At 63.9% G+C, this 24166-nt stretch carries 25 protein-coding genes; 13 read left to right on the forward strand and 12 right to left on the reverse strand.

The window, feature by feature from the left end; genetic code table 11:
• The first annotated feature begins 80 nt into the window (after positions 1 to 80).
• On the forward strand, positions 81 to 290 hold the full coding sequence (locus AC1Z32_RS33585; protein ID WP_483483119.1) for a hypothetical protein: 210 nt from the start codon (positions 81 to 83) through the stop codon (positions 288 to 290).
• A 42-nt stretch (positions 291 to 332) separates the two neighbouring features.
• Here the strand turns inward: AC1Z32_RS33585 and AC1Z32_RS33590 are convergent, their stop codons facing one another.
• A complete protein-coding gene (locus AC1Z32_RS33590) occupies positions 333 to 2528 on the reverse strand; it encodes a SulP family inorganic anion transporter (RefSeq protein WP_483483377.1) in 2196 nt (731 codons plus the stop codon).
• An 876-nt stretch (positions 2529 to 3404) separates the two neighbouring features.
• On the opposite strand from AC1Z32_RS33590, the gene AC1Z32_RS33595 reads away from it, so the two are divergent.
• The 4 genes from AC1Z32_RS33595 (at position 3405) to AC1Z32_RS33610 (ending at position 5403) form a co-directional block, all read left to right on the forward strand.
• The gene (locus AC1Z32_RS33595; RefSeq protein ID WP_483483120.1) at positions 3405 to 3992 is read left to right on the forward strand and encodes a transporter; all 588 of its coding nucleotides are present in this window, start codon (positions 3405 to 3407) and stop codon (positions 3990 to 3992) included.
• 111 nt (positions 3993 to 4103) lie between these two features.
• Positions 4104 to 4427, forward strand: coding sequence for a hypothetical protein (locus AC1Z32_RS33600; RefSeq protein ID WP_483483121.1), 324 nt, complete (start codon positions 4104 to 4106; stop codon positions 4425 to 4427).
• An 11-nt stretch (positions 4428 to 4438) separates the two neighbouring features.
• Positions 4439 to 4810, forward strand: coding sequence for a VOC family protein (locus tag AC1Z32_RS33605; RefSeq protein ID WP_483483122.1), 372 nt, complete (start codon positions 4439 to 4441; stop codon positions 4808 to 4810).
• Positions 4811 to 5154: 344 nt separating this feature from the next.
• Positions 5155 to 5403, forward strand: a complete 249-nt coding sequence (locus AC1Z32_RS33610; RefSeq protein ID WP_483483123.1) for a hypothetical protein — start codon at positions 5155 to 5157, stop codon at positions 5401 to 5403.
• 102 nt (positions 5404 to 5505) lie between these two features.
• Here AC1Z32_RS33610 and AC1Z32_RS33615 read toward each other — a convergent pair whose 3' ends face one another.
• Positions 5506 to 6093, reverse strand: coding sequence for a J domain-containing protein (locus AC1Z32_RS33615; protein WP_483483124.1), 588 nt, complete (start codon positions 6091 to 6093; stop codon positions 5506 to 5508).
• An 88-nt stretch (positions 6094 to 6181) separates the two neighbouring features.
• The gene (locus tag AC1Z32_RS33620) at positions 6182 to 6502 is read right to left on the reverse strand and encodes a hypothetical protein (RefSeq protein ID WP_483483125.1); all 321 of its coding nucleotides are present in this window, start codon (positions 6500 to 6502) and stop codon (positions 6182 to 6184) included.
• 103 nt (positions 6503 to 6605) lie between these two features.
• On the opposite strand from AC1Z32_RS33620, the gene AC1Z32_RS33625 reads away from it, so the two are divergent.
• The 3 genes from AC1Z32_RS33625 (at position 6606) to AC1Z32_RS33635 (ending at position 9387) form a co-directional block, all read left to right on the forward strand.
• Positions 6606 to 7160: a phosphonate degradation HD-domain oxygenase gene (locus AC1Z32_RS33625; protein ID WP_483483126.1), complete on the forward strand. Its 555-nt coding sequence runs from the start codon at positions 6606 to 6608 to the stop codon at positions 7158 to 7160.
• A gap of 127 nt (positions 7161 to 7287) precedes the next feature.
• Positions 7288 to 8697 (forward strand): DHA2 family efflux MFS transporter permease subunit, encoded by a 1410-nt coding sequence (locus AC1Z32_RS33630; RefSeq protein ID WP_483483127.1) that lies wholly within the window; start codon positions 7288 to 7290, stop codon positions 8695 to 8697.
• Between the two features lie 105 nt (positions 8698 to 8802).
• The gene (locus AC1Z32_RS33635) at positions 8803 to 9387 is read left to right on the forward strand and encodes a transglycosylase SLT domain-containing protein (RefSeq protein WP_483483128.1); all 585 of its coding nucleotides are present in this window, start codon (positions 8803 to 8805) and stop codon (positions 9385 to 9387) included.
• 130 nt (positions 9388 to 9517) lie between these two features.
• Here AC1Z32_RS33635 and AC1Z32_RS33640 read toward each other — a convergent pair whose 3' ends face one another.
• Positions 9518 to 9886: a hypothetical protein gene (locus AC1Z32_RS33640; protein ID WP_483483129.1), complete on the reverse strand. Its 369-nt coding sequence runs from the start codon at positions 9884 to 9886 to the stop codon at positions 9518 to 9520.
• A gap of 104 nt (positions 9887 to 9990) precedes the next feature.
• Positions 9991 to 10368, reverse strand: a complete 378-nt coding sequence (locus AC1Z32_RS33645; RefSeq protein WP_483483130.1) for a hypothetical protein — start codon at positions 10366 to 10368, stop codon at positions 9991 to 9993.
• A 416-nt stretch (positions 10369 to 10784) separates the two neighbouring features.
• On the opposite strand from AC1Z32_RS33645, the gene AC1Z32_RS33650 reads away from it, so the two are divergent.
• Positions 10785 to 11258, forward strand: coding sequence for a hypothetical protein (locus AC1Z32_RS33650; protein WP_062605099.1), 474 nt, complete (start codon positions 10785 to 10787; stop codon positions 11256 to 11258).
• Between the two features lie 193 nt (positions 11259 to 11451).
• Positions 11452 to 11955 (forward strand): Mpo1 family 2-hydroxy fatty acid dioxygenase, encoded by a 504-nt coding sequence (locus AC1Z32_RS33655; protein WP_483483131.1) that lies wholly within the window; start codon positions 11452 to 11454, stop codon positions 11953 to 11955.
• Here AC1Z32_RS33655 and rarD read toward each other — a convergent pair whose 3' ends face one another.
• Entirely contained in the window at positions 11956 to 12933 is a 978-nt protein-coding gene (gene rarD, locus AC1Z32_RS33660; protein ID WP_483483132.1) for an EamA family transporter RarD, read from the reverse strand. It lies immediately after the preceding gene.
• Positions 12934 to 13306: 373 nt separating this feature from the next.
• On the opposite strand from rarD, the gene egtD reads away from it, so the two are divergent.
• Positions 13307 to 14275, forward strand: a complete 969-nt coding sequence (egtD, locus tag AC1Z32_RS33665; RefSeq protein ID WP_483483133.1) for an L-histidine N(alpha)-methyltransferase — start codon at positions 13307 to 13309, stop codon at positions 14273 to 14275.
• Here the strand turns inward: egtD and AC1Z32_RS33670 are convergent.
• Genes AC1Z32_RS33670 through AC1Z32_RS33690 form a run of 5 tightly spaced genes read right to left on the reverse strand, consistent with a single transcriptional unit; the run spans position 14272 to position 20361 of the window.
• Complete coding sequence (locus tag AC1Z32_RS33670; protein WP_062605103.1) at positions 14272 to 14568, reverse strand: acylphosphatase; 297 nt, start codon at positions 14566 to 14568, stop codon at positions 14272 to 14274. The genes egtD and AC1Z32_RS33670 overlap by 4 nt on opposite strands.
• A 49-nt stretch (positions 14569 to 14617) precedes the next feature.
• The gene (locus tag AC1Z32_RS33675; RefSeq protein WP_483483134.1) at positions 14618 to 15757 is read right to left on the reverse strand and encodes a hybrid sensor histidine kinase/response regulator; all 1140 of its coding nucleotides are present in this window, start codon (positions 15755 to 15757) and stop codon (positions 14618 to 14620) included.
• 22 nt (positions 15758 to 15779) lie between these two features.
• Positions 15780 to 16376, reverse strand: coding sequence for a chemotaxis protein CheB (locus AC1Z32_RS33680; RefSeq protein WP_483483135.1), 597 nt, complete (start codon positions 16374 to 16376; stop codon positions 15780 to 15782).
• 2 nt (positions 16377 to 16378) lie between these two features.
• Positions 16379 to 17215, reverse strand: a complete 837-nt coding sequence (locus AC1Z32_RS33685) for a CheR family methyltransferase (protein WP_483483136.1) — start codon at positions 17213 to 17215, stop codon at positions 16379 to 16381.
• Between the two features lie 17 nt (positions 17216 to 17232).
• On the reverse strand, positions 17233 to 20361 hold the full coding sequence (locus AC1Z32_RS33690; protein ID WP_483483137.1) for a hybrid sensor histidine kinase/response regulator: 3129 nt from the start codon (positions 20359 to 20361) through the stop codon (positions 17233 to 17235).
• 172 nt (positions 20362 to 20533) lie between these two features.
• On the opposite strand from AC1Z32_RS33690, the gene hpnA reads away from it, so the two are divergent.
• Entirely contained in the window at positions 20534 to 21544 is a 1011-nt protein-coding gene (hpnA, locus tag AC1Z32_RS33695; RefSeq protein WP_483483138.1) for a hopanoid-associated sugar epimerase, read from the forward strand.
• Between the two features lie 87 nt (positions 21545 to 21631).
• On the opposite strand, the gene AC1Z32_RS33700 is transcribed toward hpnA, so the two are convergent.
• Positions 21632 to 21763, reverse strand: a complete 132-nt coding sequence (locus tag AC1Z32_RS33700) for a hypothetical protein (RefSeq protein WP_483483139.1) — start codon at positions 21761 to 21763, stop codon at positions 21632 to 21634.
• 26 nt (positions 21764 to 21789) lie between these two features.
• Here AC1Z32_RS33700 and AC1Z32_RS33705 point away from each other — a divergent pair, with 26 nt between their 5' ends.
• A complete protein-coding gene (locus AC1Z32_RS33705; protein ID WP_483483140.1) occupies positions 21790 to 24036 on the forward strand; it encodes an NADP-dependent isocitrate dehydrogenase in 2247 nt (748 codons plus the stop codon).
• Positions 24037 to 24166 lie beyond the last annotated feature (130 nt).

The raw sequence follows: 24166 nt of genomic DNA on the forward strand, positions 1-24166 counted from the left end.
TGGCATGGGCCTTGCAAAAATCCGGGCGAGCATGTGCCGTGCTCAACTCGTTCGAATCCACTTAGCCTGGGAGAACCATCATGAAACGCACGCTTGCCATCAAGGACCTGCCGACCAATCCCGAGCAGCGCGACGAAGCCTCGCTCACGCCGGAGCAGATGAAGCGCATCGTCGGCGGACGTGCCGTGCTCGCGACCGTCGATGGCCGCGGCTACGCCACGATCGACGACTGGGAGATCAATACCGCGATTTTCGAAGGCCGCATCAAGGGAAGCGAACGCGACAACTGACCGGCATGCGCCGGGGCGCGCATCGCTACAAACGATGCGCGCTCACGACGCCGCGCGCAACGCCTCGTCCGCGACGGCGAGCCGCGAAGCCATCATCTTCACGACGAAGCGATGCCATTCCTGCGCGGTCACCGGGTCGTCGAGTTCGAGCTTGTGCAATGCGGCGAGCGTGAGACGGCGCAGGCGCGCGCGCTCGTCGGCGACGACATCCGCGCTGCGCGGCGCGTTCGTATAGACCGCCATCTCGCCGATGATCGTGCCCGGCCCGAACGAGCGCAGCCGCACCGAGCGCCCGTCGGCGAGCGGCAGCGAGACCGTCACGCGGCCCTCCTCGACGATATACAGCGCATCGCCCGCATCGCCGCGCCGGAACAGCACCTCGCCCGCGCCGATGTCGCACACGTCGAGCAGAGCGCCCAGCCCCTCCAGCGCATGCGCCGTGAAGTGCGGCGCGAGCATCGCGCGAAAATCGCCGGACGGCGCGCTCGGCGTCAGCGCGCGCGTCAATGTGGCGAGCTGCTGCGCCTCGACCCATTCGAGGCCCGCATCGAGCGTGTCGAACTCGCGGATGCCGAGCGCGAGCGCGCCCGTGCGCCTCAGCAGCGCGCGCGAGTTGTACGGCAGCGCGGTCAGCACGAGGTCCGCGCCGATCGCGGCGCACGCCTGACGCAGCTTCACGAACGCGAGCGACACGGATGCATCCATGCCGTTGGTCGACGCGAAGTCGAGCACGACATAGCGCACGGGACGCGGACCGTGCGAGCGAATGCGCTCGCGGATACGCTGCAGCATCGAGTTCGCGGAGCCGAAGAACAGGAAGCCTTGCAGGCAGACGCCGCAGAGCTCGTCGCCGCGATCGCGCAGAAAGCGCGTCTCCTCGATGCTGCGCTCCACATTCGAGGTGCGCGTGCGGCCGTCGAACTCCATGCGCACGCACCCCGCGCGGCCATAGAGCAGCGCGAACGTCACGCACGCCGCGACCACGCCCGCCACGACGCCCGCGATCACGCCATAGAACGCGATCACCGCGAGAATCAGCGGCACGAGCAGATACTCGTGCCACGAGAGCTTGCGATATGCGCCGACCAGCCAGTCCATCATGAGCCGCAGGCCCATGTAGATCTGCATGCCGACGAGCACCGGCACCGGAAAGAGCGAGACGAGATCGGGCGATGCGATCAGCACGAAAAGACACGCGAGCGCGGCGAACACGCCCGCGGCACGGCTCGTCGCGCCGGCGCGCGTGTTGAGCATCGAGCGGTTGTACGACTGATAGCCGACCATGCCGCCGAAGAGACCGCTCGCGATATTCGCGAGGCCCGCCGCGCGCATCTCGCGATTGAGGTCGATGTCCTGTCCCGTCGCCGCGCCCATCGCGGTCGAGTTCATGATGATCGTGATCGCCGACACCGACGTCACGATGAGCGTCTCGGGCAGATGCGCGACGATCGCGCGCCAGTCGATCTCGCCGCGCGCGAGCGATGTCGGCAGATGCAGCTCGGGAATATGCAGCGCGTGCATCGGCACATGCTGAAGCAGGAGGCCCATGTCGCGCGCGTCGTCGGGCGAAATGCCCGCGATGCGCAGGAGCGCGTAGAACAGCGCGATGCCGATGGCGAGCGTGATCGGCAACGCGGCCGCATGCCGCCAGGTGCGCGCGAGGATCGTGGCGAGCGCGCCGACGAAGAGCGCGGGCAGCCACGCGAGCCAGCTCAGTTGCACGAGCCGCGGCAGCGTGTGCCAGTCGAGCGCGACGCCCGTCAGCACGCGAAAGGCGCCCGCGATCAGCAGATAGCCCGTGCCCGCGAGAAAGCCGCCCATCACCGGATACGGCAGGAATTGCAGCGAGCGGCTGCGCTTCGATGAACCGATCGCGAAGAGAATGAGTCCCGTCACGAGCGAGCACAGCGCAATGGCGACGAGCACCGTCAGCAGGATGACCGTGGGCGTGCCGCCGTTCGCGCGCACGCTGCTCGCGACGCCCGCCGCGACGCCGACGAGAAACGCCGTCGCGTTGCTGTCCGGCCCGCCGATGTTCATGCGCATCGAGCTCGTCAGCGCGATGACGAATGCCGTGACGATGCAACTCACGAGCGCGGTCGGCACGCCGAGCTCCGCGTAACGTGCGAGATCGGCGCTGAAGATGAGCGTGCCGAGGCTCATCGCGTAGCACAGCATGACGAGCGTGGAGACGGTGCCCGCCGTCATGTCGCCGACGAGCGCGGCCGCGCGCGGCATGGCGCGCGCGAGGACCGTGCGATGTGTCGTGGCTGGCTTCACGGCGCCTCCCGGAAGGGGGAAACGGCTGACGGATGCGCAGAGCGCGCAAGTGCGCCGAAAAGTATCCACCGCGCGCGAAGATGATGTCAATTTCGTGGCCGCGCGACCGGTTCGGGCAGCCGTCTGAAAAGCTGCGCGCCGTCGCGATTCACGGCATCGCTCCGCAGAAAAGCCGATGAGCGGCAATTATTCGGCGCGGACTTGCATCGAGCCCCGCGCTTTTGTGATTTCCCTAAACAGACAGAATGGCCGATTCAAACAAAATTGCACTGACGATTTCTTTTCGCCACTGGAATTCGAAAATTTCAAGTTCAGAGAAGTTCATTCTTAAGACGAGAAAATTTCGAGATTACGTGTTTTTTATTCGCGATCGCAATTGCGGTTTGACTGAACCACGACGAGCACGCACTGCCGATGCGCATGACATGGGCGTGGAACGAGCCATCGATCAAGAAACACGCTAGGGATTCCTCGTTCGAGGCCGGAGATTATCCGATAAAAAAAATCAGCATTTTTTATCCGGCGAATGGACTTCCGTGAAAGCCACGGCTTTCTGAGCTTGCGAATCGTTGGAAAAACCGTGAACACTTCGAACGTGATCTCATCTTTCATGGATATCTTTCTGTCGCTGTTGGCGAAACCGTCGAAATTGGCGCGACTCGTCCGAAAAATAGCGATTCGCGGGCATGACCGCGGTCGGCGTCGACGGGAAGATCGCGCTCACGCTCGCCACGATGCTCAAGGTGTGGGGCGGAAAAGGCGGCTGAGATTTCGCCTCGGGCATCACGCCTCCCTATGCGTGGACCAAAGTGACCGCGAATTTCTCTTCGCGATATGTCGGCGCGTCCCAGACCGATAGCGCATCGAATCTCTTCGACATGTACTTCACGCCCGCCGTCGCGGGCTATCTATCATCTCTCGCAAACGGATCATGTCGCGCTGAGCTTCAACTTCTGGGCGCCCACAGGCCGCTACGACAAGCACTCGCTCGCCAACACGAGCCTGAACAACCAGACCCTCGTGCCGCAAGTCGCCTACACGAAATACGTGCCGACATACGGACTCGAATTCGACGCAGTGGAGGGAATGCAGTTCTACCCGCGCAACCCGGCGATCAACTATCAGAACGCCCCGCTTTTCACGTTCGACGTCATGGGCCTGAAGCAGTTCGCCAATGGCGTGGGCGTGAGTCTCGTGATGGGCACGATTCAGCAGCTCGGCAAGGACTCGAGGTCCACCGCGAACCGCCTGGACAGCCTCGAAGGGCACGATCTGCCACTCGCCCCGATCGTCACTTACGACACCGTCGCTGCGGGCAAGCGCCCGCTTTCCGCGAGCCTGCGCTGGATTCCGAGCGTCTTCAGCAAGCTCCGGCCAAAGAGCACGCACAGCGTGATGGCAACGGCGACGCTCGCGTTCTGATCGCATCGCTTCGCGTTCGGCAAGGCGGGCGCGAGCGCCTCCGCGGTAGCTTCAGCGCGTCAACAGGAGTAACGTTGACGGACGAGCGAACACGACACCAAGGAGGCGATCATGCCCGACGAACCCGCTCAATGGCATGTCTTCGACTACGAAGGATTCGAGATCCACGTGCTGTCCCAGTTGAAGCCCACGCCCGAACATGCGGCGCCGACCAAGGTGGACCGCTACGTGTATATCGGTCACGTATGCAGGCCCGGCGCGAACCCGGACACGCCCGGCGAAGCGGTGCATTTCCACGCCGACGGCGAAGATGCCTACAAGACCGCGACGGACGCCGTGGACGATGCGCGGCATATCGGCAAGAGCATCGTCGATGGCACGCATCCCGATCTTTCGGTGTTGTCGCTCGTTTCGCATCACCATCATCCGGGATGACGATCGGACGCATGGAACCTTCAAATGACGATGCGCGCGTGGAAAGCCTGAGCGCGATCACCCTCGCGACGCACGACATGGCGCGCGCGGTGCGTTTCTACGAAGCGCTCGGTTTTCGCATGCTGTACGGCGGCGCGGATGACGCGTTCACGTCGTTCGCGCTCGGCAACTCGTATCTCAATCTCACCAGCGAGACGCACGGCCCGATCCAGTTCTGGGGCCGCGTCATCATCTACGTGTCCGATGTGGACGCGTTCTATCGGAAGGTGCTGGCGCACGGCATCGAGCCGCAATTCGCGCCGCGCGACGCGCCCTGGAACGAGCGCTACTTCCATCTCACCGATCCCGACGGCCACGAACTGAGCTTCGCGCGCCCGCTTTGATTCGCACGACGTAGGCACGGCGTTCGCTTCAGATGAAGTGACGGGTAGCGTACGCATCGGACTTTTCATATGACCGATCGCGCACATACCCGGAGCATCACGTTGCATGACGATGAGTCCATCGGCGTTACGCGTTTTTCATGAACGAGGCATGGCGGAAAGCGTGTAAAAGCTCGCTGTTGCTATTTCGCAAAAACGGGCACGGCTCTGGATTCAAAGCGTAGAGTTAATGTGCTTTCTCAGGAACGTGATGCGTTGCGGCAGGGGTTTCACTGATCGGGGCTTTAAACATCGGCGCATCTGGCCGTTAACCCGTTCATGAATGCCGCGTGCTGGAGACTGAAATGAAATGCGCGAATGAGCGGTCCCTTCGTTATCAGGTCGAAAAATGGCTTGCGCCGGGCAGCGTACCGGTACATGTGAGGCAGTTCAGCCGCACGCGTTCCGATGGACACCGTTATGTGTGTGTCGAGGCGCTGCATGGCGCGGTATCGCGGGCGCTGTTCTTCTTCCGTCACGACGACGGACACTGGTGCGTTTTTCCGCCCGCACCGAGACAAAGCAAGATGCGCGGCGAACGACTCGCGGCCTGATGCTGGCGCGCTCTTCTATGGTTTGATTCGACTTCGGGATTCGACTTCGGTTTTTGCCGCCCCGCCGAAAGACAGGGCGTTCCTCACGAAAGCAGTCAACGATTAGAAACGCAGATTGTTGAGGAACTGAAACCACATTGCGCCGAGCGGATTGGCAGCGTCGGCGGTGGCGGCTTCCTTCTCTTCTTGCTTGTTCGCGCCGCGTTCGTCCGCGCGTTCCTGCTGCTCCGCTTTGGCCTGACGCGATTCGTGCAGGGCAGTCACGCTGTCCGCGATCTGCCGCGCCGTGGGCTCGTCGCATTGCGCGCCGAGCAGCACGCCGAGCACGACATCGCGGTTATAGCCTTGCGACGCGAAACGCATCGCGAGCGATACGCGCTCTGCATAGAGCGCCTCGCGTGCCTCGCGCTCCTTCGCTTCGCGCGCCTCGCGTTCGGCCTCTTCCTGACGCATGTGTTCTTCCCAGCGGCGCATCTCTTCGGCATAGATGCGGTCGTACACCTCGCGCTGCGCGGGGTCGGAGAGAATGGCGTAGGCTTCCTTGATTTCCTGGAACTTCGCGCGCGCGGCGTCTTCGTTGCCCGCGTTGCGGTCGGGGTGGCAGCGCATTGCCGCCTTGCGGTATGCGCGTTTGATTTCTTCTTCGGTGGCGTGCTCGTCCACGCCGAGCGTTTCGTATAGCGTTGCCATCTTGCGTTCGGTGGATACGGGTCGCCGAGCATCGTAACACGCGAAAAACGGGGTCCCTTCGCGAATTGCGGCATCGCAACACAACAATTCACCGACCGATGAGCGTGCGCGCGGCCGCGCCTCCCATCCGATCGTAAATGGCGCGCGCCGGTTTCAGGTAGCGCGCGATATGAAGCCGGATATTGACGACGGCCAACACGAAGATCACGGCCGTGATGATCAGGTACTCGCGCCGGTCCGGCACGATGTGATAGCGCGTATGCAGCAGCACGAAGACGATCCACGCGAACGCGGGCGCGTGCAGCGTCCAGTGCCGCTGCGCGAAATGCCACGCGATGCGGCGCACGTCGCGGCGTGACGCGCGATCGAGTCCGGCGAGTTCGGGACGGCGGCTGAAAGAGAATGGCATCGGTATCGAATTCGTCGTCGCATGGCCATCATCGCGTCACGAAACACGGCGACAATCGCGCGTTTTCACGCTTTCAGCATACCTGCTCGACCGTTTCCTTACGATGGCCCTTTCACTCGACGACATCCGGCATCTCTTCCACGAGCACGGCGCGATCGCCTATAGCGGCGAGCCGGTCACCCAGTTGCAGCACGCGCTGCAGAGCGCGACGCTCGCCGAGGCGGCGGGCGCGAGCCGCGAACTCATCGTCGCGGCCTTGCTGCACGACCTCGGGCATCTGCTGAATCTTCAGGGCGAAACGCCGACCGAACGCGGCATCGACGACCTGCATCAGTATTTCGCGCTGCCGTTCCTGCGCCCGCTCTTCTCCGACGCCGTGCTAGAGCCGATTCGCCTCCATGTCGATGCGAAGCGCTGCCTTTGCGCGATCGATCCGTCGTATCGCGTGCGGCTATCGGCGGATTCAGTGCGCAGCCTGCAACTGCAAGGCGGCATATTCGACGATGAAGCCGCGCAAGCGTTCCTCGCGAAGCCCTTCGCGCGGGATGCGATTGCATTGCGCCGCTGGGACGACGAAGCGAAGGACGCGCAGCGCGTCACGCCGGGACTGCCGTATTTCATGGAGATGGCGGCGAGTGTGGCGCTCGCGCGGGGTTAGCCGCGCAGCTTGTAACTCGCCGGTGATCCGCTAAAAAACGCCCGTTCGCATATCGCGCTAGACTGTGCGCCATGCAATCACTCCCATTCCAGCACGCCTTGCGACAAGCCTTCAGCCGGCCCGCATCGTGAAAGGCGGCAACTTCCGCATCACCGCCGCGGTCGTGGCTTCGGCCTTGTTCATGCAGAACATGGATGGCACGATCGTCGCAACCGCCATCCCGACGATGGCGCGCGATCTCAACGTCGATCCGGTTCATCTCTCCAGCGCGATCACCGCCTACCTCGTCGCGCTGACGGTCTTCATTCCCGCGAGCGGCTGGGTCGCCGACCGCTTCGGCGCGCGCCGCGTGTTCATGTGGGCGATCGCAACCTTCACGCTCGCGTCCGTCGCGTGCGCCGCCGCGATGAACCTGCCGCAACTGCTCGCCGCGCGCATCGTGCAAGGCCTCGGCGGCGCGATGATGGTGCCCGTCGGCCGCCTGATCCTGTTTCGCGGCGTCAAGCGCGAGGAACTGCTGCAGGCGACCACCTGGCTCACGATGCCCGCGCTCGTCGGTCCCTTGCTCGGCCCTCCGCTCGGCGGCTTTCTGACGGACGCGCTCACCTGGCGCAGCATCTTCTGGGTGAACGTGCCGGTGGGCATCGTGGGGCTTGTCCTCACCTGGAAGCTGCTGCCGCCCTCGCCGCCCGAGGACCGCACGCCGCCCGACCTGCGCGGCATGCTGCTCTCGGGCGCGTCGCTCAGCCTGTTCATGATCGGCATCGAGAGCGCCGGGCGCGGCGTGCTGCCCGCGGGCGCGCCGTGGATCTGTGCGGCAGCCGGCCTGCTGCTGTTCCGCGTGACCGTGCTGCATTGCCGCCGCGTGCCGAATCCGGCCATCGATTTCTCGCTGCTGTCGATTCCCACGTTCCATGCGGCGACCGTTGCGGGCAGCCTGTTCCGCGCGGGCGCCGGCGCGCTGCCGTTTCTCGTGCCGCTCACGCTGCAGACGGGCTTCGGCTATAGCGCGACGGCGAGCGGCCTCGTCACGTTCGCGAGCGCGCTCGGCTCGTTCTGCATGCGGCCGATGACGGCGCTCGCGCTGCGGCGTTTCACGGTCCGGACCGTCCTGTGCGCGGGCAGCGTCGTGTTCGCGGCCGTGCTGCTCGTCTGCTCGACGATGTCGCAAGCCTGGCCCGCCGCCGCGATCTTCGTGTTGCTGCTGCTGGGCGGACTCGGCCGCTCGCTGAGTTTCGCGACGATGGGCGCCCTCGCCTTCGCCGATGTGCCGAAGCCGCGCCTCGCCGCCGCCACCTCGTTCCAGGGCACCGCGCAGCAGTTGATGAAGGCGTTGGGCGTGACGGTCGCGGCCGGCACCATTCAGGCGACGATGCTCGTTTCCGGCAGCACGCACACCGAGCGCTGGCAACTCGCGTGCGGCTTCATCGCGACGGCGCTCGTCGTTCTGGCATCCCTGCCGATGTTCGCGCGGCTCTCAGACGAAGCCGGCGAGGGCATTTCGGCGCCCTCCGCCAAGCGCGCCGAGCGCACGTAAAACCTGCCGCTTCCCGAGCCGAAACATCATATTTAAGACAAGTACATGATCCACAAGGGTTTTTTATGTGGCTATAATGCGATTCCGCTTTGATCTCCCCATCCGATGAGCCGATTTCTCGTCATCACTGCCGCCCTTGCCTCGTCATTGAGTTCCGCGCACATCGCGCTCGCGCAGGAAGCGCCCGGCGGCACGCTCGCCGCCAGCGACGCAACCGCGCAGTCCGCCGCTCAGCAAGATCCGCAGGCACAGCAGGCGAGTCACAAGGTTTCGGAAATACTCACGCGAAAATTCGGCGTGGCGAAGGAGAAGGCGCAGACCATCGCATCGGCGGTCATGTCGTCGGCATCCAAATATTCGCTTCCGCCGGCGCTGTTGCTCGCCATCATTTCGATCGAATCGCGCTTCAAGGAAACGGCCAAAGGGCCGAACAACGCGACGGGGCTGATGCAGGTGGTGCCGTCGGCGCACAAGAGGCTCGTGCGCAATGTGGATCTGACAGACCCCGAGGACAATATCGAAACCGGCTCCGCTATCCTGCACGGCTATGTGAAATCCGCTCAAGGCGATGTCGACGCCGCGTTGAAGAGCTACGGCGGCTCGCGCGCCTACGCCGAGAAAGTCAGCTTGCGTGCGAAGACGTTCGAACCGGCTGCATCGGCCGATGCGGCTTCCGCCAGCGGTCAGTAACACTCATCCTCAGTCACGCTCGCGCCACTCATGGCGCGACGCTTCAAAAGCGCGCCGCCACCAGGCGGATGCCGCGAATGCGCCACGAGGACGCTGCGGCGATCGCACCCGCAAGCGCGCCGGCATCACATCAATAAGCCTTCTTCGTGCCGGTGCCATCCGACTTCATGCCGCCCGAATTCATGTTGCCGTTATTCGGCGCGCTGCGTTGCACGGTGCCTTGATCCTGGCTCATGCCGTTGGTGGCGTCGTTGCCCATGCCGCTCTTCGCACCGGTGCCGGTCGTGCTGTCGGGCGCGCCGCCCATGCCGGTGCCGCCCATGCCGACGCCGCCGCCCTTGCCTCCGGCCGCCGAGCCGGCACCCGATGAACCGTTACCGCCTGCGCCCATCGATCCGCCCGCCGCCGCTCCGCCACCGCCGCCCGCTTGCGCATAGACACCGCCCGACAGGCCCAGCACGAGCGCCGAGATCACCAGCTTTTTCGTAGTCGCGTTCATTGCAAGTCTCCAAAGTGTGCGTGTCGGCCGGGCATCGCGTCGGATGCCGCGGCCGTGTTCGCATCAGCGCAACGAACGTGCCGCGCCTTTTTGCGGGTACGGGATCAGTAGCCGCACGGCACATAGGCGCCACGGTAGTTGTCGTAGCAATAGCCTTGCGGCTGCGCGGGTTGCGCATAAACCGGTTGCGCATACTCCGGCTGCGCATACTCCGGCTGTGCATACTCCGGCTGTGCATACGCCGGTTGCACATACGCGGGTTGCGCATACGCGGGTTGTTGATAGACGGGCTGCGCATAGGCCGGCTGTGCATTCGCCACCGACGACACCAGCGCACCGAGCACCGCGCCGCCGATCAGCGCGCCGACGATCGCGCCGCCATCGCCGCCGCCGCGATGACCGCCGCCATGTCCATGCGCCGACGCCTGGCCCGCCGCCGTCAAACTGCCGATCATCAACAAGACAAGTGCTGCGCGTTTCATGAGCTTCTCCAAGTTCCCGTTTGGCCGGGTTCATGGGAGTCATCTTAAGCAGACGGCTAAGAAATAACTGCTGCAGTTGGTAACCGCGCATTTCAACGATTACAAATGCACGAAGCCGGCGTTGCCAAACTCTCACGAGGCAGATTCCATTCGGATTCCGAATTTCCCTAAGCGCGGTTACAAATCGAATTGAATTCGCTAAAGCGTAACAACTTTTCGAACCGGTCCGGTAACGCGAATCGCGCAGCGCAGGAGGCCCGGCCGCTTTTACCGCGCGCCGTTTCATTTGCTCGCCACTGGTTACTGTTTGTCACCAGAAGAAAGTCAACGATATCGAAAGACGCGGCGTTTTCACCGTCAGCGCGGCGCACTGCGTGCCACGCGTCCTCAAAGAAAGATCAAGGGAGTTTCAAACCATGAAGAAGATCGTCGCTGCTCTCGCATCCGCAATGCTCGTCACCACCGTATTCGCGCAAACCGCCGCGACCGATACCGGCAAAGCGCAACTGAAGGCAAACAGCGAGAAGGCTGAAGCTCAGGCAACCGCCAACAAGAAGAAGGCCGAAGCGCAGCACGATGCCGCGAAGGCGCAGGCATCGGCGAACGAGGACAAGGCATCGGCGCAAGCCGACGCCAACAAGGAAGCCGCGAAGGTAGCGCAGGCGACCACGCCGGAACAAGCTTCCGACGCACGCGGTGATGCCGCCAAGGCACAGGCGAAAGCCGACAAGAAGAAGCACGCTGCACAGAGCAAGGCCGACAAGAAGAAGCAGGACGCAGCGAAGGATGCCAACGTGGCGCAAGCGAAGGCCGACAAGGAAAAAGTCGAGGCACAAAGCGACGCTAACAAGTCGGCCGCCGATGCGAAGGTGGACGCCGCGAAGAAGTAAGGGAGCGCGGCGTCATCGCATCGCGCACTGGGCATTGCAAAACAACAATCCAGTGCGTTCGATCAAGGCGGGCCTTCGGGCTCGCCTTTTTACTTTTCTCGCGAAAGCTTCAATCGACTAAAGGAAACGCTCTACTTGCCGATATCGGTGCACGGCTTATCATGCGTGACATAAAAGCATTGGAGACGCCGTCATGCGCACGCTGACCGATCAGTTGTCGCAATACGCTGCTTACCATCGCGACAGGCGCAATATCGCCACACATTTCGTCGGCATTCCGCTCATCGTGCTCGCGATTGCCGCGTTGCTGAGCCGTCCCGCATGGCCCATGTTGTCGGGCGCGTTTCTGCTCACGCCGGCATGGGTGCTCTTCGCGCTCGCCACGCTCTACTACTTATGGCTCGATGTGCCGCTCGGCATCGGCATGGGCATCGTGTCCGCGTCGAGCGCGGCGTTCGGGCAGTGGGCCGCGTCGCACGCCACGCCGATTTGGCTCGCAATCGGCATCGGCATGTTCGTGACCGGCTGGGTGTTTCAGTTCGTCGGGCATGTGCGCTACGAGCATCGCAAGCCCGCGTTCGTCGATGACATCATCGGGCTTTTGATCGGGCCGCTCTTCATACTCGTCGAGCTGATGTTCGGGCTCGGCCTCATGCGTGATCTGCGCGACGCCATCGAGACGCGCGCTGCCAGATAATCAGTCGACGCGCTCGACTTCCTCCGCAACGGTTTCATGCTCGACGCTCGCGTGATGCTCGCTCATCGGCAATGCCTGCTTTTGCGTGCGCTCGCGCATCACGAGACGCGCGCTATGCACGCCGGTCAGCACCACGGCGATCCATATCGGCACATAGGTGCCGAGTTGCCGCGCTGAAAACGGCTCGCCGAGCAACAGCACGGCGACGCCGACCAGCAATACGGGCTCCACATATCCGAGGATGCCGAAGAGCGCGAGCGGCAGATGACGGCTCGCGCGCAGATACGACGCAAGCGCGATCGTGCTCAAGGCGCCGAGTCCGGGCAGAAGCACCATCCACAGGTGCGGCTCGCCCGCCACATCCGCGAACGAGCCGCGCACGAACAGCATGACGGCCGCGACGGGCGCGATCAGCATGATTTCCACCGCGAACGACACCAGCGGATCGGCATTGAGCCTGCGACGCAACACGAAATACGGCGGATAGCCGAGCATGACGACGAGCGTCGGCCACGCGAACGCATGCGTGACGATCAGCTCGTGCGCGACACCCACGGCCGCCGCGGCGACGCCCGCCCACTGAAAGCCGTCGAGCCGCTCGCCGTAGTGGAAACGGCCGAGCAGCACCATCGCGAGAGGCAGCAGGAAATAGCCGAGCGATACTTCGAGCGCACGCCCGTGCAGCGGCGCCCAGAGAAAGATCCACAGCTGCACGGCGAGCAGCGCGGCAACGACGGCGAACGCCAGCAGCAAATGCGGCGTTTTGGCGAGCTTCGAAACGAGCGCGCATAATTGCGGCCAGCGCTTTCGCACCGCGACGAGCGCGAGCGCGCCGGGCAGCGTCCACACGATGCGCCACGCGAAAATGTCGAGCCCATCGAGCGGCGCGAGCCATTTCGTGTAGCCCGACATGAGCGCGAAAAGCGTGGAGGCGGCAACGGACAGCGCGATGCCGCGCGCGAGGTCATGCTGATTCATCGAAAGAAGCGGTGTGCCTGAGGTGAATGCAAGCCGAATGAAACGGAAAGAGCGCATTCTAATCGCCGCGCGTGCGCCTTCTTCAAAACCCGCTTCAAACGAAATATCCCGGCGCGCCCGCTTCTTGCTTCTTACATGCTTCGCATTTCAGCGTGAACTTCGCCGCGTGAACGCCGTCTCATGCGACTGTCTTTAGCCGGTCACGATGATCGGCGACCCTTGTCGGTCCGGCGCGATGCCGGCCCGGTCCCGAAGTCCGAGCGGCACTTGAACGAACATCCGCCGCTCACGTCATTGCATCCGCAGCAACACGCGCCGTGCCTTCGTTTCCGAGGATGGCACGCGAAGAAAACGCCGCATCGATGGAGACGTCATGACTCAACCTGCCTTGTCCCCCCGCTTCACCAACGCCTTCGCAGAGGCCGTGTATGTAGGACTCAGCAAGCGTCCCCAAAAAGAACTGCCCTCGATGTATCTGTATGACGAAGTCGGCTCCGCCCTCTTCGAGGTGATCACCGCGCTGCCCGAATACGGCGTGACGCGCGCCGAAGAGCGCGTGCTGAAGGACCATGCGGCCGATATCGTCGCGGCCATGCCGGGCGATATCCAGGTTGCCGAACTGGGCAGCGGCAGCGGCCGCAAGACGCGCCGCATTCTGGAAGCGCTGTGTAAAAAGCAGCCCACCGCCTACCATCCGATTGAAATTTCGCGCACGGCCTTGCAGTTGTGCCGGCGCGAATTGAGCGACATCGAGCGCGTGTCGATCGTCGGGCATGAGCGCGATTACCTCGCGGGATTGTCGGAAGTGAGCGCGAAGCGCAAGGACGGCGAAAGGCTGCTCGTGTTGTTTCTCGGCAGCACCATCGGCAATTTCGCACGGCTCGCCGCGACGAAATTCCTGTGCTCGATCCGCGGCATGCTGCAGCCCGGCGATGCGCTGTTGCTCGGCACCGATCTCATCAAGCCGCTGCCGGTCCTGATCGCGGCCTACGATGACCCGATCGGCGTCACCGCCGCGTTCAATCTGAATATTCTCGCGCGCATCAATCGCGAACTGGGCGGCGATTTTCCGCTCGATGCCTTCGAGCATGTCGCGCGCTTCAATCCGGATGCGCGCAGCATCGAAATGCATTTGCGTGCGAAGCGCGCGCTTTCCGTCCGCGTGCGCGACGCGGGCCTGCGCGCGGAGTTCCGCGAAGGCGAGACGATCTGGACGGAAAGCAGCCACAAGTATGCAGCCGATGAAGTCGCGCCGATCGCCGCCGATGCGGGCTTCGAATGCACGCATCAGTGGCGCGACGAGGAATGGCAATTCGCGGAGAGCCTTCTCGTGGCGCGTTAGTGCTGCTCGAAGCGCTCGTAACGCTTTTCGATGTGACGCTCCTCGCTGTGAAACTCGGTGACGCGGGCAAGCGGCGGCCCGCGTCGCAGCCATTCGAGCATCAGGTCGACCTGATTGGCCGCGCCCTGGACGATGGCTTCGACGGAGCCGTCGTCGAGATTGGCGACCCAGCCGCGCACGCCGAGCGCATGCGCCTTGCGCACCGTGTGATGCCGGAAGCCGACGCCCTGCACGACGCCGCGCACGCGCACGTAATAGGTTTCGATTCTCGTATCCAGATCCGGGCCTGGCATCACACTTTCTCCTTTCCGATATTCATAGGCCGCATTGTAGACACGCTCGTCAACTCAGGCGAAACGGCTGAGCCAAATCGGCGCGCTCGCCCGAACGCGGATGCGGCGTGCGCGGCAGCCTCACTTCGAATACCGTCCCCGCTTCCGCCGTCGAGCGCACTCGGACGTCGCCGCCGTGCATCTGCGCGATCTCGCGCGTGATGTAGAGCCCGAGCCCCAGTCCGCTCGATTCATGCTGGCGTTGCCCCGAACGATACGGCGCGAAGATCGTCGGCAGGACTTCGGCGGGAATCTCGCCCGCGTTCTGCACGGAGATGCTCACGTCGTCGGCGCTGCCTTCGAGCCGCACCTGGATCGCCGAGCCTTCGAGGCCGTGCTGCAGCGCGTTGCCGATGAGATTCGAAAACACTTGCGAGAGCAGATCGCCGTCGCCTTGCAGGAGCGTGTCGCCCTGGCGCAGCACGAAGATGCGTCCCTTGCCGACGCGCGCCTCGTATTCATCGACGATATTTTTCGCGAGCGTCATCAGTTCGACCGAGCGCGGCTGCAACGTGACGCGCCCGCCGCGCAGGCGCGCGAGGTTCAGCAGCTGATCGACCATGCGCACCATGCGCATGCCGCTCGACTTGATGCGCGTGCCGATATTCGCCACGTTTTCGTCCGGCACGAAACGCGCGAGGTATTCCGCCGACGCGATCACCGCGCTCAGAGGCGTGCGCAGATCGTGGCCGAGCACGGCCATCAGCATTTCGTTCGCATCGAGCAGTTGCTGCACGGTCGCGAGCTGCGTCGCGAGCTGCTGTTTTTGCCGCTCCATCTGGATGAACACATCGACCTTCGAATTGAGGATGCGCGAATCGAACGGCTTGTAGAGAAAATCCACCGCGCCGGCTTCATAACCGCGGAACGTGCGGCTCCCGTCCTGCGCCGTCGCCGTGAGAAAGATGATCGGCACGTGCGCCGTGCGCGGGCTGCCGCGCATCAGCTCGGCGAGCTCGAAGCCGTCCATGCCTGGCATGTTGACGTCGAGAATCGCGAGCGCGACTTCGTGCTTGAGCAGAAGCTCGAGCGCGGCCGGCCCCGATTCCGCCTTCAACACCGACAGATCCGGCCGCCCGAGCGATGCTTCGAGCGCGGTGATGTTGTTGCGGATGTCATCGACGATCAGCACGTGGATGGGTTGCGTCATCTGGTGACTCCTTGCCTTCTTTTCATGGCTGGCGGGCGATGCATTGCGAGAGCCGCATCGCCATTTCGTCCAGCGTCAGTACTTCATGGACCGCGTCCTCCGCGATGGCCGCGAGCGGCATCGCGGGCGCCGTGGCCGTTTCGGGATCCTGCGCCCAGCACGTGCCGCCCGCCTCGCGGATCGCGCGTGCGCCGCGCGCGCCGTCGTCATTGGCGCCCGAGAGCACGATGCCGAGCAGCCGCTCGCCGTACGCATGCGCCGCCGATTCGAACAGCACATCCACCGATGGCCGCGAGAAGCGCACGGGCGGTTCGATCGATAGCGCAATCGAGGGCGCCGCGCCGCCTTCCGCCTCGACGAGCATGTGATAGCCCGGCGGCGCGAAGTACACGGTGCCGGGCACGATCATGTCCTTGTCGAACGGCTCTTCGATGGCCAGCTCGCAGCGCGACGCGAAGAGGTCCGGCAACAGGCTAGGCTGCCCCTGCCGCACATGCACGACGATCAGCACGGGCGGCGCGAAAGTCTTCGGCAACCCGGGCAGCAGGTGCTTGAGCGCCTCGACGCCGCCCGCCGATGCGCCGATCACCACTGCCCCGATGAGGTCCGCGTCGAACATCGTCACACCTTCTGGTAGAGCCGTTCGCGCGGATTGAAGTCCGCGAAGCGGTCGGCGTATTGCGAAAAGCGCAGGCTTTCCTTGCTGCCGAGACCGAGAAAGCCGCGCCGCACGAGGGAATCGCTGAAGAGCCCGAGCGCGCGATCCTGCAGCGCGCGATCGAAATAGATCAGTACATTTCGACACGACACGAGATGCGCTTCGAGAAACACGCTGTCGGTCGCGAGACTGTGATCCGCGAACACCACGCGCGACTTGAGCGCCTGTGAAAACTTCGCCGCGCCGTAGGCCGCGTGATAGTAGTCGGAGAGCGAGCGCTTGCCGCCCGCGGCAAGATAGTTCTGACTGAAGCCCGCCATGCGCTCCAGCGGATAGATGCCGTTCTCCGCGTGACGCAGCGCTTCGGCGTTGATGTCGGTCGCGTAGAACACGGTGCGCTCGGCGATCTTCTCTTCCGCGAAAAGCACCGCGAGCGACCACAGTTCCTCGCCGCTGCTGCATCCGGCGACCCACACCTTGATCGACGGATAGGTCTGCAGAATCGGCACGACCTGCTCGCGGATCGCGCGGAAATACTGCGGGTCGCGGAACATCTCGCTCACCTGCACCGTGAGGTACTGGAAGAGTCGCGCGAAGAGCGCCGGGTCGCGCAGGATGCGCTCCTGCAAATGCGAAAGCGTCGGCAAGCCGAAATCCTGCACCGCCTGCGAGAGCCGCCTTCTCAGCGAACTCGCGGAGTAGTGCCGGAAGTCGTGCTGATATCGCAAGTAGATCGCTTCCAGAATCAGCTTCAGTTCGATGTCGAACGTCGCGTCTTCGTCGTGCCTGCTTTCGTTCATCTGAGAGATCGGTCCGGTCAGCGCTGGCGCAGCCACACGCGGCACAGCGAGACGAGCTTATCCACGTCGATGGGTTTGGATATGTAGTCGTCCGCACCCGCCTCCAGACATTTCTGGCGGTCGCTCGGCATCGCCTTCGCCGTCAGCGCGATGATCGGCAGGCGCGCATGCTCCGCCTGCTTGCGGATCTCGGTCATCGCGGTGAGGCCGTCCATCTCGGGCATCATGATGTCCATCAGCACGAGGTCGATGTCACCGCGGCGCGCCAGCGCCTCGAGCGCTTCGCGGCCGTTGCGCGCGATTTCGAGCGTCGCGCCGAGCGGCTCGATCACGTGCGACAGCGCGAAGATGTTGCGCACGTCGTCTTCCGCGAGGAGGATCGTGCGGCCTTCGAAGACGTCGTCGCGCTGACGCGCCGCGCGCAGCATGCGCTGCTGCTCGGGCGGCAATGCGCTCTCCACGCTGTGCAGGAACAGCGTCACTTCATCGAGCAGACGCTCCGGCGACTTCGCTCCCTTGATGATGATCGATTTCGAGTAACGGCGCAGGCGTTGCTCTTCTTCCTGCGACAACAAGCGCCCCGTATAGACGATCACGGGCGGCGACGCCTGCCCCGCGCTCGTCGACACGCGTTCGAGCAGTTCATAGCCGGAGCCGTCGGGCAGCGCGAGATCCATCACGACGCAATCGAACGGCGCGCGCTGCATTTCCTCGATGGCTTCGGCGATCGATCCCGCCTCGACGATGCCGACCGTCTCGCTCGCGAGCAGCGCATGGATGCTCTGGCGCAGCGCCGGATCGTCCTCGACCACGAGCACGCGGCGCATACCCTGCGCCGAGCGCGCTTCGAGCTTGCGGATCGCGTGAGCGAGCTCCTCGCGCGCGCTCGGCTTCAACGTATAGCCGATCGCGCCGAGATGCAGCGCGACATCGGCATGATCGGTCGCGGAGACGATGTGAATCGGAATATGGCGCGTGAGCGGATCGTGCTTGAGCCATTCGAGCACGGTGAGGCCCGACTGATCCGGCAAGCCGATGTCGAGCAGGATGCCGTTCGGCTGCAGCGAGCGCGCGAGCTCGACGCCTTGCGTGGCGGTCGCCGCATGCACGCAATCGAAGTCGAGCTCGTGCGCGAGGTCGTAGAGGATGTGCGCGAACGGCTGATCGTCCTCGATGACGAGGATCACGCGATCGGGACGCTTGCGGTCGGCGCGGTCGTCGGCGATGCCCGCCGGCTCGGGCATCGCGACGGGCGGCTGAACGGGCGCAGGCTTGGCCGGCGCGGGCGGGCGCGCGGCGACCGGCTCCGGCTCGCTCATATGGCCGATCGTATCGAGCTTCGCGGTGACGGTCCCTTCGCGCGCGGCGATGGGCAGCGTCACGGAAAACACGCTGCCCTGCCCCAGCTCGCTCGACACGGACACCGAGCCGCCGAGCAGACGCGAGAACTCGCGCGAGATCGAAAGGCCGAGGCCGCTGCCGCCGTATTTGCGGCTCGTGGTGCCATCGGCCTGCTGGAACGCCTGGAAGATCATGTCCTGCTTCTCGCGCGCGATGCCGATGCCCGTATCGCGCACATCGAAACGCAGCGCCGAGTCGCTCGCGCGCTCGACCGCGACCGTCACGCGGCCGCGCTCGGTGAACTTGAACGCGTTCGACAGCAGATTGCGCAGCACCTGCAAAAGACGCTGGCTGTCGGTGACGAAGTACTGCGGCACGTCGTCGCCGTGCTCGGTGACGAATTCGAGGCCCTTGTTCCCCACGATGGGCGCGAACGACTGCTTCAATGCCTGCAGAATCGAATCGACGGAGGTCGGCGCGAACTGCACGTCCATCTGTCCGGCCTCGACCTTCGAGAGATCCAGAATGTCGTTGATGAGCGCGAGCAGGTCGCTGTTCGACGAATGGATCGTCGCGGCATAGCGCACCTGCTCGTCGGTCAGGTTGCCGTGCTTGTTGTCCTGCAGGAGCTTCGCGAGGATCAGCGAGCTGTTGAGCGGCGTGCGCAATTCGTGCGACATGTTCGCGAGGAATTCCGACTTGTACTGGCTCGCGCGCTCCATCTCCAGCGCGTTCGCGGTGAGTTCCTGCTGCGCCTGCAGGAGCTCGGCCTTCTGCCGCTCCAGATGCTGCGTGTGCTCTTCGAGCTGAACATTGGTCTGTTCCAGCTCGGCCTGCTGCTGCTCCAGCCGCGCCTGCGAATCCTGCAACGCGCGGCCCCGCTCCTCCAGTTCCTCGTTCGACACGCGCAGCTCTTCCTGCTGCACCTGCAATTCCTCGCTCTGGCGTTGCGTTTCTTCGAGCAGTTCGACGAGACGCGCGCGATAGCGCGCCGAACGCAGCGCCATGCCTATCGGCTCCGACGCCATTTCGAGCAGCGCGCGGGCATCGTCGAAATGGCCTTCCTTGCCGACGAAGCCGAGCTCGATCGCGCCCGCGACGTCGCCATCCGCATAGAGCGGCGCGATCACCACGCGCGATGCCGCCGCCGACCCGAGCGCGGAACCGGTTTTCAGATAATGCGCGGAGGCGTCGCGCAGCACGAGCACGCGCTCATCGGCGAGCGCCTGGCCGACGAGCCCCTCGCCGCGCGCAATCCGCAGCGGCGCGCTGTTCTCGTCCGGCAGCGCCCACGCCGCGACACGCACGAGCGCGTCGCCTTCGAGCGCGTAGACGACGCCGACCTTCGCTTCCACGTACGGAACGATCGAACGCAGGATGCTCACGCCGATCGAAGCCGGAGACTGCTCGCCGCGCAGCTTGAGTCCCAGTTGCACGATGCCCTGCTGCAGCCAGCCCGTGCGTTGTACGGCGAGCCGCGATTTGATATACAGGTGCGCCACCGCCGCGAGGACGAGCAGCACGACGATGCCCATCGCGCGGTTGACCTGCAGCACTTCGCGGCTCGTGCTCGGATCGATGGACGACAATCCGTAACCTGCGATCATCAGCACCGTCGATACACCGGCGGTGACGAGCGGCACGGCGGGACGGTCGGCCCAGATGCAGAGCACGACCGGCAGCAGGTAAAAGATCCAGATCGCGACGCGCATCGGCGTGAGCACATCGACGGCGAACACGACGGCGAGCGCGATCGCAATGGCGAGCGTGATCCAGGAGCTGAGGTTTCGACTGTCTTGAGGCATCGTTCACCGGTTCTGTTCATGTTTTGCGCGGCCTTGGGCCGGCGGCAGGCGAGGACCATAGCATGAGCCGCGCAGCCTTGTCACATCGGGCTTTGCAGCCGGTCGGCGCATGCTTTTTTGCGCGGCAGTTGTTACGAAAGACGGCCGCGCCAGCGTTTTCAACGAGGTAAGAATGACTGATTTTTCCGGCTCTCGCGTGCTCGTCACGGGCGCCTCGGGATTCGTCGGGTCCGCCGTCGCGCGGCTCGCCATCGAACGCGGTTTCGACGTGCGCGTGCTCGTGCGCGCGACGAGTCCGCGCAAGAACGTCGAATCGCTCGACGCGGAGATCGTCGTCGGCGACATGCGCGACGAGGCGTCCATGCGCGCGGCGCTCAAGGGCGTGCGCTTTCTCTTTCACGTCGCGGCCGATTACCGCATCTGGGCGCCGGACCCGGGCGAGATCGAGCGCGCGAATCTCGAAGGCACCGAGGCGACGATGCGCGCCGCGCTGGCCGAAGGCGTCGAGCGCATCGTCTATACCAGCAGTGTCGCGACGCTGAAGGTGACGAGTTCGGGCGCGATCGTCGACGAGACGAAGCCGGCGGACCCGGCGAGCACGATCGGCGCGTACAAGCGCAGCAAGGTGCTGGCCGAGCGCGCGGTCGAACGCATGGTCGCGCAGAACGCGCTGCCCGCGGTGATCGTCAATCCTTCGACGCCGATCGGCCCGCGCGACGTGCGCCCGACGCCGACCGGGCGCATCATCGTGGAAGCGGCGACGGGCAAGATTCCCGCCTTCGTCGATACGGGCCTGAACCTCGTGCATGTGGATGACGTCGCGAACGGGCATTTTCTCGCGCTGGAGCGCGGGAAGATCGGCGAGCGCTACATCCTCGGCGGCGAGAATCTGCCCTTGCAGCAGATGCTCGCGGACATCGCCGGATTCGTCGGACGCAAGCCGCCGACCATCAAGTTGCCGCGCGGGCCGCTTTATCCGCTCGCGGTCGGCGCGGAGCTTTTCGCGAAAGTGAGCGGCAAGGAGCCGTTCGTGACCGTCGATGCGCTGCGGATGTCGAAGAACAAGATGTATTTCACGTCGGCGAAGGCGGAACGCGAGCTCGGATACGGCGCGCGGCCGTATCGGGAAGGGCTGAAGGACGCGCTCGACTGGTTCCGCGCGAACGGCTATCTCGCTGGGTGAAGCGCGAGATCAGTCCGTGAAACGTTCCGGCTGCCGCAAGGAAACCGGAAAATCGCAACTCTTCTATAAGACCATAAAAAAGTTAAGTCAATGATATTGCAGGAAAAACAGCTGTTTTTGCGGTTCAGGCAAGCCGAAATTCACACGCGCGCCACGCAAAATCAGGCAGAATAGCGGTTTGTTGCCGGAAGGGTGGTTTGATGCCGGCGGTTTTTCCAACCTGTTTTCGGATGTCGAGACAAGCGATGAGTAATCAGCAACCCACCATCATCTACACCCTGACCGACGAAGCTCCGCTGCTCGCGACCAGCGCCTTTCTGCCGATCATCCGTGCCTTCACCGCGCCGGCGGGCGTGAACGTCGAGACGAGCGACATTTCCGTCGCCGCCCGTATCCTCGGCGAATTCCCCGAATATCTGACCGACGCGCAAAAGGTCCCCGACAACCTCGCGAAGCTCGGCGAACTCACGCAGGACGCCGACACCAACATCATCAAGCTGCCGAACATCAGCGCTTCGGTGCATCAGCTGATCAGCGCGATCAAGGAGCTGCAGAGCAAGGGCTACAAGCTGCCCGACTATCCCGAAGAGCCGAAGAACGACGAAGAGAAGGCCATCCGCGCGCGCTATGGCAAGTGCCTCGGCTCGGCCGTGAATCCGGTTCTGCGCGAAGGCAACTCGGACCGCCGCGCGCCGCTCGCCGTCAAGAACTACGCGAAGAAGCATCCGCACAGCATGGGCGAGTGGAGCATGGCCTCGCGCACGCACGTCGCGCACATGAAGCACGGCGACTTCTATCACGGCGAAAAGTCCATCACGAACGACCGCGCGCGTGAAGTCCGCATGGAACTCGTCACGAAGCGCGGCGAAACCATCGTGCTGAAGCCGAAGGTCAAGCTGCAGGACGGCGAGATCGTCGACAGCATGTTCATGAGCAAGAAGGCGCTCGTGCAGTTCTACGAAGACCAGATGCAGGATGCGTTCGACACCGGCGTCATGCTGTCGCTGCACGTCAAGGCGACCATGATGAAGGTCTCGCACCCGATCGTCTTCGGCCACGCGGTCAAGGTGTTCTACAAGGACGCGTTCGCGAAGCACGCGAAGCTCTTCGAAGAGCTCGGCGTCAACGTGAACAACGGTCTCGTCGATCTGTACACGAAGATCGAGGCGCTGCCGGAATCGCAGCGCGATGAAGTCATCCGCGACATGCACGCATGCCACGAGAAGCGCCCCGCGCTCGCAATGGTCGATTCGGCCAAGGGCATCTCGAACCTGCACGCGCCGAACGACGTGATCGTCGACGCTTCCATGCCCGCCATGATCCGCGCCGGCGGCAAGATGTGGGGCGCCGATGGCCGTCCGCAAGACACGAAATGCCTGATCCCGGAAAGCACGTTCGCGCGCATCTATCAGGAAATCATCAACTTCTGCAAGACCAACGGCGCGTTCGATCCCAAGACCATGGGCACGGTGCCGAACGTCGGCCTGATGGCGCAGAAGGCCGAAGAGTACGGCTCGCACGACAAGACCTTCGAGATTACCGAAGACGGCTCGGCGCGCATCGTCGACAACGCGACGAACGAAGTGCTCGAAGGGCTCACGCAGGAAGTCGAGAAGGGCGACATCTGGCGCATGTGTCTCGTGAAGGACGCGCCTATCCGCGACTGGGTGAAGCTCGCCGTCACGCGCGTGAAGAACTCGGGCACGCCGGCGGTGTTCTGGCTCGACCCGTATCGTCCGCACGAAGCCGAGCTCATCAAGAAGGTCGAAACGTACCTGAAGGATTACGACACGACCGGCCTCGACATCCAGATCATGTCGCAAGTGCGCGCGATGCGTTACACGCTCGAGCGCGTGATCCGCGGCATGGACACGATCTCGGCCACCGGCAACATCCTGCGCGACTACCTCACTGATCTTTTCCCGATCATGGAACTGGGCACGAGCGCGAAGATGCTGTCGATCGTTCCGCTGATGGCGGGCGGCGGCCTGTATGAGACGGGCGCGGGCGGCTCGGCGCCGAAGCACGTGCAGCAACTCGTGCAGGAAAACCACCTGCGCTGGGATTCGCTCGGCGAGTTCCTCGCGCTGGCGGTTTCGCTCGAAGAGCTCGGCATCAAGAACGACAACGCGCGTGCGAAGCTCGTCGCGAAGGCGCTCGATGCGGCCACCGGCAAGCTGCTCGACAACAACAAGAGCCCGTCGCCGAAAACCGGCCAGCTCGACAATCGCGGCAGCCAGTTCTATCTCGCGATGTACTGGGCGCAGGAACTCGCGTCGCAGTCGGAAGACAAGGCGCTCGCCGAGCAGTTCGCGCCGCTCGCGAAGACGCTTGCTGAAAACGAGCAGAAGATCGTGGACGAACTCGCCGCCGTGCAGGGCAATGCGGCGGATATCGGCGGCTACTACAAGCCGGACGAGAAGAAGCTCGAAGCGGTGATGCGTCCGAGCAAGACGCTCAACGCCGCGCTCGCGGAAGTGAGCGCGAAGTAAGGCCGCGCGGGCGCCTCGCGGACACCCGCGCGCCCCGGATGAACCGGCATCTCTTCGGGGATGCCGGTTTTGTTTTTGAGCGGCCGCATCGCGCGACATGTTTCATCGGCATCGAAAAAAATGTCGTGAA

The sequence above is a fragment of the Caballeronia sp. 11_S32 genome (assembly GCF_056930355.1).

Excerpts from the sequence above, each read along its gene's own strand:
- AC1Z32_RS33685 (WP_483483136.1), bottom strand. The coding sequence starts at position 17,215 with ATGAACGAAAGCAGGCACGACGAAGACGCGACGTTCGACATCGAACTG.
- AC1Z32_RS33610 (WP_483483123.1), top strand. The coding sequence starts at position 5,155 with ATGAAATGCGCGAATGAGCGGTCCCTTCGTTATCAGGTCGAAAAATGG.
- AC1Z32_RS33690 (WP_483483137.1), bottom strand. The coding sequence starts at position 20,361 with ATGCCTCAAGACAGTCGAAACCTCAGCTCCTGGATCACGCTCGCCATT.
- AC1Z32_RS33620 (WP_483483125.1), bottom strand. The coding sequence starts at position 6,502 with ATGCCATTCTCTTTCAGCCGCCGTCCCGAACTCGCCGGACTCGATCGC.
- AC1Z32_RS33675 (WP_483483134.1), bottom strand. The coding sequence starts at position 15,757 with ATGACGCAACCCATCCACGTGCTGATCGTCGATGACATCCGCAACAAC.
- AC1Z32_RS33605 (WP_483483122.1), top strand. The coding sequence starts at position 4,439 with ATGGAACCTTCAAATGACGATGCGCGCGTGGAAAGCCTGAGCGCGATC.
- AC1Z32_RS33680 (WP_483483135.1), bottom strand. The coding sequence starts at position 16,376 with ATGTTCGACGCGGACCTCATCGGGGCAGTGGTGATCGGCGCATCGGCG.
- hpnA (WP_483483138.1), top strand. The coding sequence starts at position 20,534 with ATGACTGATTTTTCCGGCTCTCGCGTGCTCGTCACGGGCGCCTCGGGA.
- egtD (WP_483483133.1), top strand. The coding sequence starts at position 13,307 with ATGACTCAACCTGCCTTGTCCCCCCGCTTCACCAACGCCTTCGCAGAG.
- AC1Z32_RS33635 (WP_483483128.1), top strand. The coding sequence starts at position 8,803 with ATGAGCCGATTTCTCGTCATCACTGCCGCCCTTGCCTCGTCATTGAGT.
- AC1Z32_RS33650 (WP_062605099.1), top strand. The coding sequence starts at position 10,785 with ATGAAGAAGATCGTCGCTGCTCTCGCATCCGCAATGCTCGTCACCACC.
- AC1Z32_RS33615 (WP_483483124.1), bottom strand. The coding sequence starts at position 6,093 with ATGGCAACGCTATACGAAACGCTCGGCGTGGACGAGCACGCCACCGAA.
- AC1Z32_RS33655 (WP_483483131.1), top strand. The coding sequence starts at position 11,452 with ATGCGCACGCTGACCGATCAGTTGTCGCAATACGCTGCTTACCATCGC.
- AC1Z32_RS33585 (WP_483483119.1), top strand. The coding sequence starts at position 81 with ATGAAACGCACGCTTGCCATCAAGGACCTGCCGACCAATCCCGAGCAG.
- AC1Z32_RS33595 (WP_483483120.1), top strand. The coding sequence starts at position 3,405 with ATGTCGGCGCGTCCCAGACCGATAGCGCATCGAATCTCTTCGACATGT.
- AC1Z32_RS33600 (WP_483483121.1), top strand. The coding sequence starts at position 4,104 with ATGCCCGACGAACCCGCTCAATGGCATGTCTTCGACTACGAAGGATTC.
- AC1Z32_RS33670 (WP_062605103.1), bottom strand. The coding sequence starts at position 14,568 with ATGCCAGGCCCGGATCTGGATACGAGAATCGAAACCTATTACGTGCGC.
- AC1Z32_RS33705 (WP_483483140.1), top strand. The coding sequence starts at position 21,790 with ATGAGTAATCAGCAACCCACCATCATCTACACCCTGACCGACGAAGCT.
- rarD (WP_483483132.1), bottom strand. The coding sequence starts at position 12,933 with ATGAATCAGCATGACCTCGCGCGCGGCATCGCGCTGTCCGTTGCCGCC.
- AC1Z32_RS33640 (WP_483483129.1), bottom strand. The coding sequence starts at position 9,886 with ATGAACGCGACTACGAAAAAGCTGGTGATCTCGGCGCTCGTGCTGGGC.
- AC1Z32_RS33590 (WP_483483377.1), bottom strand. The coding sequence starts at position 2,528 with ATGCCGCGCGCGGCCGCGCTCGTCGGCGACATGACGGCGGGCACCGTC.
- AC1Z32_RS33645 (WP_483483130.1), bottom strand. The coding sequence starts at position 10,368 with ATGAAACGCGCAGCACTTGTCTTGTTGATGATCGGCAGTTTGACGGCG.
- AC1Z32_RS33625 (WP_483483126.1), top strand. The coding sequence starts at position 6,606 with ATGGCCCTTTCACTCGACGACATCCGGCATCTCTTCCACGAGCACGGC.